Origin of the sequence: Actinoplanes sp. NPDC051861 (genome assembly GCF_040681145.1) — a bacterium.
In the GTDB taxonomy this organism is placed as follows: domain Bacteria; phylum Actinomycetota; class Actinomycetes; order Mycobacteriales; family Micromonosporaceae; genus Actinoplanes.
In genome coordinates this window covers 799,481-813,931 of record NZ_JBFAYE010000001.1, presented here as the reverse complement: position 1 = coordinate 813,931, position 14,451 = coordinate 799,481, and the positions used below count along the sequence as shown (strand labels likewise).

Genomic DNA, 14,451 nt, shown 5'->3' with positions numbered 1-14,451 from the left:
GTCAGCGGCCGTCCCCGAAAGGGTGGTCTCAGGCGGCCGCCGGATTCACGAGCAGCAGCGCCCTGTCGTTGGACTTGTCGATGTCGTTCGAGAAGTACATGCACTCGCACGGCGGGTTGGCCACGATCGAGCCCGTCGCGTTCGGTGTGGCCTCGTCGATGTGCAGCCCGAACGTCCAGCTCACGGTCTCACCTGCCTTGTGCAGGTAGCTCGTGCGGCAGACGAACTGCACGAGGCTCGGATCGGTGCCGGGAGTGTCCGGCTCGGCCGGTGCGCATCCGTCCGGCACGGCGGCGACCGTCGTGCCCGGCGGCACCGTGACGATCGCGACGGTCGCCGGCTCACCGACCCGGCTGCGGTCCAGCGTGGCCGGTCCGTTGTTCCGCACGCCGACCGTGGCGCTGACCGTCGTCCCGGCGTCGCCGGAGACACTCGCGCCCAGGGCGGCGATGTCGATGCCCTGAACACCGGTCGCCCGCACCGTCACGTTCTCCCAGTTGTCGTCCGGGTTGGTGTCGGTCTGCGCGGCTCGTGCCGTCGTCGCGGTGGTCACCTGCGTGAGCCGCAGCTTCCCGCCCGTCCCGGGTGTGCCGGCGCCCGGGCCGTAGTGGTGGTTCGCGTAGTCGGCGGCGGTCAGCCACTCGAACTCACCGGCCGAGGTGCTCGGCGCCTGGGTGTCCGTGCGCAGCCGGAACGGCAGCTCGACCCGGTACGTCACACCCGGCTTCAAGTTCTGCTCGAACAGGCAGCTCACGCCGCTACCTCGATACCGGCAGTTGGAGAACTGCTTGGCGACCTGGAAGGCGTAGTCGGTGTAACCCACCACCCCGACGCCCCGGACGACCACGTCGCTCTTGTTGGTCACCGCGAGATCGGCCTTGAACGCCGCGCCCGGAGCACGGCGCACCTGGTTGGACGCGCCCGCCGCGATGTCGACGCTCTCGGCGACCTGGATCGTCGCGGTGGTGCCGGCCGGCTGGACACCGTCGGCACTGAAGGTGGCGCTGACCGTGCCGGCCGAGCCGGCCACCGCGGTCTCGTCGGCGCGCACCACGATGTCGAACCAACCGGATGCCCGCTCCGGGGTCAACTCCACCTCGAACGACGAGGTGCAGACCAGCCGGACCGGCGAGTCGTTGACGCACTCGGGCACGCCGACGTCCGCCGCGGCCAGGCTGACGCCGGTCAGGTCACCGGCGAGTTCGAAGGTCATCGTCGCGCCGGTCAGGACGACCTGGGTGTCGGCGCTGAGGATCGGGTCGATCGGAATCTGGGCGCCCACCCCGACGCTGGCGGCGGACAGCTCGACCTGGATCTGGGTGTCGGCGGCCGCGAAAGCCGGTGGGGTCACGGCCATGATGACGGCCAGAGCCGCGGCCGTGCCGGCGAGCAGTCGCCGGCCTCTTCGGTGATGCATGTACTTCCTCCCCCGTATCGGACGAAGCCCGGAAGCCCGCATCGTATCGACAACCCTCCATAAAGGTTGCGTGCACAAGAAAGGGCCACGGGCACTCGCCCGTGGCCCTTTCCGACAGCGAACTCAGAGAACCCGGTGCACCCACCCGAACGGGTCCTCGGCGCGACCGCGCTGGATGTCGACCAGCTCCTTGCGCAGCGCCGTGGTGACCTCGCCCGTGCCGCCACCGGCGATCGAGAACTCCCCGTCCTCGCTGCGCACCGTGCCGATCGGCGTGATCACGGCCGCGGTACCGCAGGCGAAGGACTCCCGGACCCGGCCGGACGCGGCGCCCTCGCGCCACTCCTCCAGGCTGATCGGGCGCTCCTCGACGCGGCGGCCGGCTCGCTCGGCCAGCCTGATGAGCGAGTCCCGGGTGATGCCCGGCAGGATCGTGCCGGTCAGCGGCGGGGTGACCAGGCTGCCGTCGTCGAGGACCAGGAAGACGTTCATCCCGCCCAGCTCGTCGATGTACTTGCGCTCCACCGCGTCCAGGTAGACGACCTGGTCGCAGCCGTGCTCGGCGGCCTCGGCCTGCGCCGAGAGTCCGGCCGCGTAGTTGCCGCCGCACTTGGCCGCGCCGGTGCCACCGGGCGCCGCCCGGGTGAAGTCCGGCGAGACCCAGATCGTCACCGGCTTGACGCCGCCGGAGAAGTACGGCCCGACCGGCGAGGCGATCACCAGGTAGAGGTACTCCGTGGCGGGGCGCACGCCGAGGAAGACCTCGTTGGCGAACGCGAACGGGCGCAGGTAGAGGCTGCCGTCCTCGCCCTGCGGGATCCAGTCCCGGTCGATCGAGATGATCTCCTGGAGCGACTGGAGGAAGAGATTCTCGGGGAGCGCCGGCATCGCCATCCGCGCGGCGGACTGGTTGAAACGGGCCGCGTTCGCGTCCGGCCGGAACATCGCGACGCCGCCGTCGGGCAGCGGGTACGCCTTCAGCCCCTCGAAGATCTCCTGGGCGTAGTGCAGCACCGCGCTGGCCGGGTCCATCGGGATCGGCGCCCGCGCCTCGACGCGAGGCTCGTACCACCCCTTACCGTCGGCGTAGCGCACGGTGACCATGTGGTCGGTGAAGATGCGGCCGAAGCCGGGGTTGGCCAGCAGCGCGGCGCGTTCTGCGTCGCCTACGGGTGCCGGGTTCGGACGGATCTCGAATTCGAGGTTGTCACCACCGCTCATGACAAGGAGACCTGCTTTCTGCGGTAAAAGATCGAAGCATGCGAGGGGCACCCGTAGTGCCCCATGAATTTACCCCGAACGGTCGTTAAAACAATGACCGCGGGTGACGAAGCCCCGAAGGGCTGGAGGTGCGCCGCCCGGTCAGACGGCGGCGGCGACCCGGTCGCCGACCTCGGCGGTACGCAGCGGCGCGCCCGGAGCACGGGACGCGACCTCAGCCGCGACCGCCTCGGTTACTCGCCGTGCCTCGTCGGTGTGGCCCAGGTGCTCCAGCAGCAGGGCCGCGGAGAGGATGGCGGCAGCCGGGTCGGCGATGCCCTTGCCGGCGATGTCCGGCGCGGAGCCGTGTACCGGCTCGAACGTCGAGGGGTAGACGCGCTCCGGGTTGACGGAGCCGCTGGCCGCCATGCCGATGCCGCCGGTAACGGCAGCGGCGATGTCGGTGAGGATGTCACCGAAGAGGTTGTCGGTCACGACCACGTCATACCGCTGCGGGTTGCTCACCATGAACATGCTGGCGGCGTCGATGTGCTGGTATTCCGTGGTGACCTCGGGGTACTCCGCCGCGACGGCGGCGAAGGTGCGCGCCCACAGGCTGCCGGCCTTGGTGAGCACGTTGGTCTTGTGCACGAGGGTCAGGTGCCGGCGGTCGCGGCGCTGCGCGCGGGCGAACGCGTCGCGGACCACCCGCTCGACGCCGTGCCGGGTGTTGAGGCTCTCCTCGGTGGCGATCTCGGCGGGGGTGTCCCTGTGCAGGACGCCGCCGGCGCCGACGTAGAGGCCCTCGGTGCCCTCGCGGACCACGACCATGTCGATCTCACCGGCCTTGACGCCGGCCAGCGGGCTGGTGGTGCCCGGCCACAGCTTCGAGGGGCGCAGGTTCACGTACTGGTCGAAGTCGAAGCGGAGTTTCAGCAGCAGGCCGCGCTCCAGGACACCCGGCGGGACGCTGGGGTCACCGATCGCGCCCAGCAGGATCGCGTCGTGTCCGGCCAGCTCGTCCTGCACGGCCTGCGGCAGCACCTCGCCGGTCCGGTTGTAGAGGCGGGCGCCCAGGTCGTACTCGTTGTAGTCGGCACCGGGGAGGACGGCGTCGATCACCTTGCGGGCCTGCGCGGTCACCTCGGTCCCGATGCCGTCACCGGCCACCACCGCGATCCGCGCCACGCTCACGTCCACTCCCCAACAGTCAGGCAACCAACACACGGTAGCGGGCGGTCCCGAAACACGGAACGGCGGTCCCATCAAATGAGCACCCAGTGATGCGAACAGCCCCCGGAACCGCGGCAAACGGTCACGGGGGCTGCTGCGACGAGTACGCGTGGTTCGGTCCCGCCGGGATTGCCACCGCTCGGCCCGGACGGACCGCGTCACCCGAAGACGTGTCCGACACGAAACGTGCGGCTGGGACCAACGCTAGCGATGCGGACTAATGACGCGCAAGACGCGCGCCCGCGTGTCGGGCCACCGGTTGCGGTCATGTGCCCGTAGTGATGGCACCATGCGCCGGTGAGTTTCGACCTAGTGGTCTGGGCCATGGACCAGACGGCCGCCCCGGACGCGGTACGCGCCGCCAACGCCCGCTGCGCCCAGGGCGAGCATCCGCAGCGGCCGGCCGACCCCCGCGTCGTTGCCTTCTACGACGCCCTGACCAGCCATTATCCGGACCGCGGCCCACGCGCCACGGAGGCCGGATCGCCCTGGGCCAGCGCGCCACTGCACGCCGCGGCCGACCACATCCAGATGCGCCTGGACGAGAACTGCCCGGACGTCGTCCTGGAGACCATCGAGAAGCTCGCCGCCGAGCTCAACCTCGATCTGCTCGATCTCCAGGACGGCACGGTCTATCCACCACCGGTGCGGAACTAGTCCCCGCGGAGGTCGACCACGGCCGCTCGTGAGGCGCCGATGCCGCTCGCCACGGTGGTGAGCACGTCCGGGTCCACCGGCGAGTCCACGGTCAGCACCATCAGGGCCTCCCCGCCTGCGGCCAGGCGGGCCACCTGCATGGCGGCGATGTTCACGTCAGCCTGACCGAGCTTCGTGCCGATCCGGCCGACCACGCCGGGACGGTCGGTGTAGCGGAAGAACAGCAGCACCCCGTCCAGTGCCAGGTCGAGCGTGAAACCGTCCACCTCGACGAGCTTGGCGGTGGTCGCCATGGTGCCGGCCACCGCGACCGTACGGCCGTCCGGAAGCGCGCCGCGCACGGTGATCAGGTTGGCGTGCTCGCCGGCGTCCTCGACGGTCGCGAGCTCCACCTCGACGCCGCGCTCGACGGCCAGATGCGGCGCGTTCACATAGGTCACCGGCTCTTCGACGACCGGTGTGAACAGGCCCTTCATGGTGGCCAGTTCGAGGACGGTGACGTCGTGGTCGACCACGCCGCCGCGGACCTCGACGGTGACCCGGGCCGCGATGCCGCCCGCCACCGCGGTGAACACCCGGCCGAGCCGTTCGGCGAGCGGGAGAAGTGGGCGTACGTCCTCGTCCACGGCGCCGCCGGCGCGCACGTTGACCGCGTCCGGGACGAACTCGCCGCGCAGCGCGAGGCGCACGCTGCGGGCCACCGCCATCCCGGCCTTGTCCTGCGCCTCGAACGTGGAGGCGCCGAGATGCGGGGTGGCCACCACGTTGGGGAAGCCGAACAACGGCGAGTCGGTGATCGGCTCGGTCTCGTAGACGTCCAGCCCGGCGCCGGCCACGCGACCCTCGGCGAGGGCGTCGGCCAGTGCCCGCTCGTCGACGAGTCCGCCCCTGGCCGCGTTGATGATCCGCACCGTGGGCTTGACCAGGTTGAGTTCCTTCTCGCCGATCAGGCCCAGGGTCTCCGGGGTACGCGGAAGGTGCACCGAGATGAAGTCACTCTCCCGGAGCAGTTCCTCGAGTCCCGTGAGCCGCACACCGAGCTGCGCCGCCCGAGCCGGCTGCACGTACGGGTCGTACGCGATCAGGCGTACCCCGAAAGCGGCCATGCGCTGCGCGAAGAGGACGCCGATGCGCCCCAGCCCGACCACACCGACGGTCTTGCCGTGCACCTCCACGCCGGTGAACGCGGAGCGCCGCCAGGCGCCCGCCTTGAGCGTGGCGCTGGCCGTCGCCGTGTGCCGGGCCACCGCCAGCAGCAGGGCCACCGCCTGCTCGGCAGCCGAGACGATGTTGCTGGTCGGGGCGTTCACGACCAGGACACCCCGTGCGGTCGCGGCGAGCAGGTCGACGTTGTCCAGGCCCACCCCCGCCCGGGCCACCACTCGCAGGCGCGGTGCGGACGCCAGCGCCTCGGCGTCGATACGGGTCGCGCTGCGCACAATGACCGCATCAGCCTCCGCGAGCGCGCTCAGCAGCGCGGGCCGGTCGGTGCCGTCGACGTGCCGGACCTCGTGATGATCCTCGATCAGTGCATCGATCGCGGCCTCTGCGAGTTCCTCGGTTACCAGGACAACGTTGGTCATGGCTCTCCATCCGGGATCGTCGCCTTTGACGATGCCGTCTGATACGAACGAGAGCCATCGTGAGGTTCAGTTCACTCACGAAAACGCCCGGCCGGGAATCCGGCCGGGCGTTTGTAAACCGGGAATCAGGCGGTCTCGGTGATGGGCCGGTCCACCCAGCTCATCATGCCGCGCAGCTGAGCACCGGTGATCTCGATCGGGTGCTCGGCGCCCTGCTGACGGTACTTCTTCAGCTCCGCGCCACCGTTCTCGTCGTCCGCGATCAGACGACGGGTGAACTCACCCGACTGGATCTCGGAGAGGATCTTCTTCATCTCCTCCTTGACCGACGCGTTGATCACGCGCGGGCCGGAGACGTAGTCACCGAACTCGGCGGTGTCCGAGACGCTGTACCGCATCCGGGAGATGCCGCCCTCGTACATCAGGTCCACGATGAGCTTGAGCTCGTGCAGGCACTCGAAGTACGCGATCTCGGGGGCGTAGCCCGCCTCGGTGAGCACCTCGAAGCCGGTCTGCACCAGCGCCGCGGTACCGCCGCAGAGCACGGCCTGCTCGCCGAAGAGGTCGGTCTCGGTCTCCTCCTTGAACGTCGTCTTGATGACGCCGGCGCGGGTGCCGCCGATCGCCTTCGCGTACGACAGGGCGAGCGCCTGCGCGCCACCGGAGGCGTCCTGCTCGACCGCGATCAGGGCGGGCACGCCCTTGCCGTCCACGTACTGGCGGCGGACCAGGTGGCCCGGGCCCTTCGGCGCGACCATCGCGACGTCCACGTCGGCCGGCGGCTTGATCAGCTCGAAGCGGATGTTCAGGCCGTGGCCGAAGAAGAGCGCCTTGCCCGCGGACAGGTTCGGGGCGATGGACTCGGCGTAGATCTTGCGCTGTGCGGTGTCCGGCGCGAGCACCATGATCACGTCGGCCCAGGCGGCGGCCTCGGCCGGGGTCTTCACGGTCAGGCCCTGCTCCTCGGCCTTCGGACGGCTCTTGGAGCCCTCCTTCAGACCGACCACCACCTCGACGCCCGAATCGCGCAGCGACAGCGAGTGGGCGTGGCCCTGGCTGCCGTAGCCGATGACGGCGACCTTCCTACCCTGGATGATCGACAGGTCGGCGTCGTCGTCGTAAAACACTTCCGCGGTCATGACTTCCTTCTCTTAATCAGGCTGCCCGCAGCGCGGGACCGGTGGTGATGGAGCGAGAACCACGGCCGATGGCCACGAGACCCGACTGAACCATCTCTTTGATGCCGTACGGCTCGAGGTCGCGCAGCAACGCATCCAGTTTGTCGGGATTGCCGGTGGCCTCGATCGTCAGGGTGTCCGGAGCGACGTCGATCACTCGGGCCCGGAACAGCTCGACGGTCTCGAGCACCTGGCCGCGCTGCGCCCGATCGGCACGCACCTTGACCAGCAGGAGCTCACGCTGGACCGACTGGGCCGGGTCCAGCTCCACGATCTTCAGGACGTTCACCAGCTTGTTGAGCTGCTTGGTGACCTGCTCCAGCGGAGACGTGTCGGCGTTGACCACGATCGTGATGCGGGAGACTTCCGGGTTCTCCGTCTCGCCCACCGCCAGGGAGTCGATGTTGAAGCTGCGCCGGGAGAACAGCCCACTCACCCGGGCGAGCACACCGGGCTTGTTCTCCACCAGCACGCTAAGCGTGTGCTTGTTCGTCATCAGAGGTCGTCCTCGTCGAAGGTCGGGCGCACGTCCCGGGCGAACATGATCTCGTCGTTGCTGGTGCCGGCCGCAACCATCGGCCACACCATCGCGTCCTTGCCGACCGTGAAGTCGATGACCACCGGGGCGTCGTTGATCTCCATGGCCTGCTTGATGACCTTGTCGACGTCGTCCTTCGACTCGCAGCGCAGGCCGATGCAGCCGAGCGCCTCGGCCAGCTTCACGAAGTCCGGGATCCGGTGCTTGTGCGTGCCCAGCTCGGTGTTGGAGTAGCGGCCGTCGTAGAACAGGGTCTGCCACTGCCGGACCATGCCCAGGTTGCCGTTGTTGATCACGGCGACCTTGATCGGGATGCCCTCCAGGGCGCAGGTGGCCAGCTCCTGGTTGGTCATCTGGAAGCAGCCGTCACCGTCGATCGCCCAGACCTGGGTGTCCGGCTGCGCGACCTTGGCGCCCATCGCGGCCGGGACCGCGTAGCCCATGGTCCCGGCGCCGCCCGAGTTCAGCCAGGTGCCCGGCTTCTCGTACTTGATGAACTGCGACGCCCACATCTGGTGCTGACCGACGCCGGCCACGTAGATCGCGTCCGGGCCGACCAGCTCGCCGATCCGCTCGATCACGTACTGCGGTGCGAGGGTGCCGTCGGTCGGCTCCTCGTAGCCCAGCGGGTAGCGCTCGCGGATGTCGTTGAGCGTCGCCCACCAGGACGCGTACTGCTCGGTGCCGCCGGCGGTCGCGGAGACCGCGGCGATCAGCTCGTCGATCACGTGCCGGGCGTCGCCGACGATCGGGACGTCCGCGTGCCGGTTCTTGCCGATCTCCGCCGGGTCGATGTCGGCGTGCACCACCTTGGCGTCCGGCGCGAACGAGTCCAGCTTGCCGGTGACCCGGTCGTCGAAGCGGGCGCCCAGGGTGATCAGCAGGTCGGACTTCTGCATCGCGTACACCGCGGGGACGGTGCCGTGCATGCCGGGCATGCCCAGGTGCTGCGGGTGCGAGTCCGGGAAGGCGCCCAGGCCCATCAGCGTGGTGATGACCGGGATGCCGGTCAGCTCGGCGAGCTTGCGCAGCCCGTCGGTGGCACCGGCCTTGAGCACGCCGCCGCCCACGTAGAGCACCGGCCGCTTGGCCCCCGCGATCAGGCGGGCCGCCTCGCGGATCTGCTTGCCGTGCGGGTGCAGCGTCGGGCGGTATCCGGGCAGGTCCAGCGTCGGCGGCCACGCGAACGTGGTCTGCGCCTGCAGCACGTCCTTCGGGACGTCGACCAGGACCGGGCCGGGACGGCCGGTGGCCGCCAGGTGGAACGCCTCGGCGAGCACCCGCGGCAGCTCCTCCGGGGTCTGCACCAGGAAGTTGTGCTTGGTGATCGGCAGGGTGATGCCCTGGATGTCGGCCTCCTGGAAGGCGTCCGTCCCGATGTACGGACGGCCGACCTGCCCGGTGATCGCGACGATCGGGACCGAGTCCATGTACGCGTCGGCGATCGGCGTGACCAGGTTCGTCGCACCCGGGCCGCTGGTCGCGATGCAGACGCCGACCTTGCCGGTGGCCTGCGCGTACCCGGTAGCGGCGTGACCGGCGCCCTGCTCGTGCCGGACCAGGATGTGCCGGACCTTCGAGTCGAAGAGCGGATCGTACGCCGGGAGGATCGCGCCTCCGGGGATGCCGAACGCGACCTCAACCCCGAGCGCCTCGAGCGACCGGACGAGCGCGCCGGCGCCGGTGGTGGCTACCGGCGCCACGGCGACGGAAGCGGTGTTCACGGCCGCAGCGACGGTGGCCGGAGTGACCCGTTGGGCGAGAGATTCGGGAGTGGGTCTCGTCATGGCAGTTCAGACCTTTTCGGGTTGGTCGGTCCAGTCGATGAGCAACTTCTGAGCAACAAAAAAGGCCCTCGTGCAGAAGCACGGGACCTAGCGCACCCTCCGTGGAGCTGTGGAGAGTGCGCTCAGATAAGTACTCGGGACTGGAAGCACATGCGGCTAACCTTGCCCCATCTCACGGCCTGAGTCAACTGATCCCACATTTTGATCACCACGTGCTCCGGCGAAATCCGGATCGCTGGGCAGAAGCGCCCTGACCTGCCGCATTCCCGGGCCGAGCCGCACCACCTGGCTCCGCGCGGGCGCGTCACTCGGAGGGGTGGACCGGGGTGCCGGCAGCGGGCGCTGGCCGCCCGGCCGCAACGTACGCAACCGCGTCTCGAAGTGCTCGGCGGGAACGCCCCAGCCGAAGAGCGAGCCCTGGCCGAGCCGGCATCCGGCCTCCTCGACGATCTCGCGCTGCGCCGGGGTGCCGATGCCCTCGGCGAGCACCTCCAGGCCGAGCCGGTGACCCAGCCGGACCACCACGTCGACCAGCGGCGCCGCCGTCCCGGTCCGCGACTCCGGCTCCGCCACCAGCGCGTGATCGATCTTCAGGATGTCCACCGGCAGCGTCCGCAGCTGGGTCAGCGACGAGTACCCGGCGCCGAAGTCGTCCAGCGCGATCCGCACCCCGGTCCCGCGCAGCTCGGCGAGGCGGCGGACCAGCTCGTCCATGTCGGTGGCGACCGCGTGCTCGGTCACCTCCAGCACCAGGCGCTGCGGTGGTACGCCGTACTCCGCCAGCACGTCGGCGACCTGAGCGGCGTAGTCGGCGTTGTGCAGCTCCTTGGGCGACAGGTTCACCGACACCCAGACGTCGTGGCCCTTGGCCAGCCAGTCGGCGAGCTGCTTGCAGGCCTGCTCGAGGACCCACGCGCCGATCCGGTTGATCAGGCCGGACTCCTCGGCGACCGGGATGAACTCGTCCGGGCGTACCGGTCCCAGGTCGGGGTGTGTCCAGCGGAGCAGCGCCTCGGCGCCGACCGGCCGCATCGACGGCAGCGCCACGACCGGCTGGAAGACCAGGCGCAGCTGCTCGCGGGCGATCGCGTGACGCAACTCGCCCTGCAGCGTGCCGCGGCGGCGGAGCAGTTCGTCGTACCCGGCCTGGTAGCGCTCGACCCGGTTCTTGCCGCGCTGTTTGGCGTAGCGCAGTGCCAGGTCGGCGTCGTGGAGCAGCTCACCTGTGTCGGCCACGCCGACGCTGGCGGAGAGGAACATCGGGCCGCCGTCCACCTCGTACGGCTCGCCCAGCACCGCGAGCAGGCGGTGCGCGGCGAGCACGGCCTCGTCGGCGTCGCCGTGCATGAGCACCGCGAACTCGTCACCGCCGAGCCGGGCCGCGACGTCGCCCTCCAGCAGGTTGCGCTTCAGGCGGGAGCCGACCTCGGCCAGGACCGCGTCGCCGACGTCGTGGCCGCGCATGTCGTTGACGGTCTTGAAGCCGTCCATGTCGATGCCGATCAGGGCGGCGTTGTCGGACGACTCGCGCAGGGCCCGCATGAGGCCGCGACGGTTGGCCAGCCCGGTCAGCGGGTCGGTGTGTGCCAGCTCCCGGAAGTGGGACTCACGCTGGCGCAGCTGGACCGTGTACCGCCGGACGTCGTCGAGCGCGAGATATTGCCTGGCCACCAGGGCGAGGCCCTCGACGGCGATGCCGAAGTAGCCGAACGCGTCGAGCTGGCCGCCGACGCCGAGGTGGTGCCCGAGGGCCGTCAGGACGGCGAGCATCGGGATCACGGCATAACCGCCGCCGCGCTCCAGGACGTTGCCGCTGACCTGGACGGGGCGGTCGGCGGCGCGTACGGCGTACGCCACCAGAACCAGTCCCGCTGTCAGCACAAACATGCTGACCAGGGCGAATCCGCTTTTCTGGCGGCATATCCCGGTCGCGAGCAGCGCTGTCGCGATCGCCACGACGCTGACGCCGGACGAGACCCGTACGGTGTTGCGCCGCGGCCGGTGCGCGTGCAGCGACAGCACCGCGGTGAGGCCGAGCGCCAGGCAGACGAGCACCGCGGGCACCAGGATCGCGGCACACGGGTACGGCGTGGCCTCGCCGAGGATGCGGGTCGGCTCGGAGAGCAGCACCCAGCCGACGAACCAGATGGCCGCCGCGATCACCAGGCCGTCCAGCACGTGCCGGACCGCCGCGGCCGGACCGCGGGTGGCACCGGGCAGCGCCACCGTCCCGGCCAGGAGCGTCAGGATGCCGATGCTCATGCCGACCGCCACCGCGGTGGCCAGCGTCCGGGTGTGCCCGGCCGTTTCGTGGTGCCCGGTGAGTGCCGCGGTGGCCAGCCCGGCCAGCGCCGCGGCCGTGGTCAGCGCGCCACCGGCGGCGAGCAGAAGATGTGCCCGCCGGGCCGCGCCGGTGTGCCGGCGTCCGGACTGCCCGAGGTACACCACAGCCGGAACGGCGGCCAGCAGGCACACGAGACCCGCCAACTCCAATCCGGACGGTGAATGCACGGACACACTGTGCCGGATCTTCGTCGATTCCGACACCCCCGGCGTCCCGCGCTGTGGACGTCCGCCGTGGTGAAGGGCCCTGACGGTGGCAGTATGGGGGAATGCCTGAGCTGCGCTCCCGGACCTCGACCCACGGTCGCACCATGGCCGGCGCGCGCGCCCTGTGGCGCGCCACCGGCATGACGGACGACGATTTCGGCAAGCCGATCGTCGCGATCGCCAACAGCTACACCCAGTTCGTACCCGGGCATGTGCACCTCAAGGACCTCGGTGGCCTGGTCGCCGACTCGATCGCCGCGGCCGGTGGCGTCGGGCGCGAGTTCAACACCATCGCGGTCGACGACGGCATCGCCATGGGCCACGGCGGCATGCTCTACTCGCTGCCCAGCCGCGAGCTGATCGCCGACGCCGTGGAGTACATGGTCAACGCGCACTGCGCCGACGCCCTGGTCTGCATCTCGAACTGCGACAAGATCACACCCGGCATGCTGATCGCCGCGCTGCGGCTCAACATCCCGACGGTCTTCGTCTCCGGCGGCCCGATGGAGGCCGGCAAGACGATCGCCATCGAGGGCATCGTGCACGAGAAGCTCGACCTGGTCGACGCGATGAGCGCCGCGGCCAACGACAACGTCACCGACCAGCAGCTGGACACGATCGAGCGCTCGGCGTGCCCGACCTGCGGCTCGTGCTCCGGCATGTTCACCGCCAACTCGATGAACTGCCTGACCGAGGCGATCGGCCTGTCGCTGCCCGGCAACGGCTCGACGCTGGCCACGCACGCCTCCCGCAAGGCTCTGTTCACCGAGGCCGGCCGACTGATCGTGCAGATCGCCAAGGAGTACTACGAGGGCGAGGACGAGTCGGTCCTCCCGCGCTCGATCGCCAGCCGGGACGCCTTCGAGAACGCTGTCGCCCTGGACGTGGCGATGGGCGGCTCCACCAACACGGTGCTGCACCTGCTGGCCGCCGCCCGCGAGGCCGGGCTCGACTTCAGCGTCTCGGACATCGACGCGATCTCCCGCCGGGTGCCCTGCCTGTCGAAGGTCGCTCCGAACAGCCCGAAGTACCACATGGAGGACGTGCACCGCGCCGGCGGCATCCCCGCCCTGCTCGGCGAGCTGCACCGCGGCGGCGCCCTTCGCCCAGGAGTCCGATCGGTGCACTCGCCGGATCTGGAGTCCTGGCTCGGCAACTGGGACATCCGAGGCGGATCACCGTCGGCCGAGGCGCTCGAACTGTTCCACGCGGCTCCCGGCGGCGTGCGCACCACCCAGCCGTTCTCCACCGAGAACCGCTGGGCCACGCTCGACACCGACGCCGAGAGCGGCTGCATCCGCTCGGTCGAGCACGCCTACACCGTCGACGGCGGCCTGGCGATCCTCTTCGGCAACCTCGCCCCCGACGGCTGCGTCGTCAAGACCGCCGGCGTCGACGAGTCGATCTGGAAATTCACCGGCCCGGCCCGCGTCTACGAGTCCCAGGACGACGCCGTCACCGGCATCCTCGGCAAGGAGGTCGTCGAGGGCGACGTCGTGGTCATCCGCTACGAGGGCCCGCGCGGCGGCCCCGGCATGCAGGAGATGCTCTACCCCACCTCCTTCCTGAAGGGCCGCGGCCTCGGCAAGGCCTGCGCCCTGATCACCGACGGCCGCTTCTCCGGCGGCACGAGCGGCCTCTCCATCGGCCACGTCTCCCCCGAGGCGGCCGGCGGCGGCCTGATCGCCCTGGTCGAGACCGGCGACGAGATCACCATCGACATCCCCGGCCGCAGCATCACCCTCAACGTCCACGACGACGTCCTCGCCCAGCGCCGCCACGAACAGGAACGCCGCACCAAGCCCTACACCCCGGTCGCCCGCCAGCGCCCGGTCTCAGCGGCCCTGCGCGCCTACGCCTCGATGGCCACCAGCGCCAGCGACGGCGCCTACCGCAAGGTCCCCGAGTAGATCCGGCTGCGGAAAACTCACCCTTTCTGCGAAGGCCCGGCCCTGTGCCGGGCCTTCACCCTTTTCCGGTACGCGACACCACTCCCCCACCGGACCACCGCGTCCGCTGCTCCTCAACGCGACCACCTGCAACCCCATGCCACAACGCGACCGCCGGCCCACCCCCACCCCACCGTGTGGAGTTGCGCCCACCCACACACCCCAACTCCACACGCAACAGCACACCCCGCCCGCGTGGCGAGTTGCGCCCGTGGGGGCGCCCCAACTCCACACGCAACACCACCCCCCAGCGTGTGGAGTTGCGCCCATCAGCGCACCCCAACTCCACACGCAACAGCACATCCGCCTGCGTGGGGAGTTGCGCCCATCAGCGCACCCCAACTCCACACGGAACTGCA

Annotated in this window: 10 protein-coding genes; 2 read left to right on the top strand and 8 right to left on the bottom strand. The window is 70.2% G+C overall.

Annotated elements, in window-relative coordinates; all coding sequences use genetic code 11:
• Positions 1-28: 28 nt before the first annotated feature.
• The 3 genes from AB0M02_RS04000 to AB0M02_RS03990 form a co-directional block, all read right to left on the bottom strand.
• The gene (locus AB0M02_RS04000; RefSeq protein ID WP_364221028.1) at positions 29-1,417 is read right to left on the bottom strand and encodes a hypothetical protein; all 1,389 of its coding nucleotides are present in this window, start codon (positions 1,415-1,417) and stop codon (positions 29-31) included.
• Positions 1,418-1,540: 123 nt separating this feature from the next.
• Positions 1,541-2,638: a branched-chain amino acid aminotransferase gene (locus AB0M02_RS03995; protein ID WP_364221025.1), complete on the bottom strand. Its 1,098-nt coding sequence runs from the start codon at positions 2,636-2,638 to the stop codon at positions 1,541-1,543.
• Between the two features lie 141 nt (positions 2,639-2,779).
• A complete protein-coding gene (locus AB0M02_RS03990; protein ID WP_364221023.1) occupies positions 2,780-3,811 on the bottom strand; it encodes a 3-isopropylmalate dehydrogenase in 1,032 nt (343 codons plus the stop codon).
• Positions 3,812-4,147: 336 nt separating this feature from the next.
• Between AB0M02_RS03990 and AB0M02_RS03985 the strand changes: the two genes are divergently transcribed.
• Positions 4,148-4,507 (top strand): hypothetical protein, encoded by a 360-nt coding sequence (locus AB0M02_RS03985; RefSeq protein ID WP_364221020.1) that lies wholly within the window; start codon positions 4,148-4,150, stop codon positions 4,505-4,507.
• Here the strand turns inward: AB0M02_RS03985 and serA are convergent.
• From serA to AB0M02_RS03960, 5 genes are all read right to left on the bottom strand, one after another.
• Complete coding sequence (gene serA, locus AB0M02_RS03980; RefSeq protein WP_364221017.1) at positions 4,504-6,090, bottom strand: phosphoglycerate dehydrogenase; 1,587 nt, start codon at positions 6,088-6,090, stop codon at positions 4,504-4,506. The genes AB0M02_RS03985 and serA overlap by 4 nt on opposite strands.
• Before the next feature lie 125 nt (positions 6,091-6,215).
• Positions 6,216-7,229 carry a ketol-acid reductoisomerase gene (gene ilvC / locus AB0M02_RS03975; protein WP_364221014.1) on the bottom strand — a complete coding sequence of 338 codons (1,014 nt, stop codon included), beginning with the start codon at positions 7,227-7,229 and terminating at the stop codon, positions 6,216-6,218.
• A gap of 16 nt (positions 7,230-7,245) precedes the next feature.
• Complete coding sequence (gene ilvN / locus AB0M02_RS03970; RefSeq protein WP_364221011.1) at positions 7,246-7,764, bottom strand: acetolactate synthase small subunit; 519 nt, start codon at positions 7,762-7,764, stop codon at positions 7,246-7,248.
• A complete protein-coding gene (locus AB0M02_RS03965; RefSeq protein WP_364221009.1) occupies positions 7,764-9,593 on the bottom strand; it encodes an acetolactate synthase large subunit in 1,830 nt (609 codons plus the stop codon). Before AB0M02_RS03965 ends, ilvN begins: the two co-directional genes overlap by 1 nt.
• Positions 9,594-9,749: 156 nt before the next feature.
• A complete protein-coding gene (locus AB0M02_RS03960; RefSeq protein ID WP_364221006.1) occupies positions 9,750-12,104 on the bottom strand; it encodes a bifunctional diguanylate cyclase/phosphodiesterase in 2,355 nt (784 codons plus the stop codon).
• A gap of 101 nt (positions 12,105-12,205) precedes the next feature.
• On the opposite strand from AB0M02_RS03960, the gene ilvD reads away from it, so the two are divergent.
• A complete protein-coding gene (gene ilvD / locus AB0M02_RS03955; protein WP_364221003.1) occupies positions 12,206-14,053 on the top strand; it encodes a dihydroxy-acid dehydratase in 1,848 nt (615 codons plus the stop codon).
• Positions 14,054-14,451: the final 398 nt, after the last annotated feature.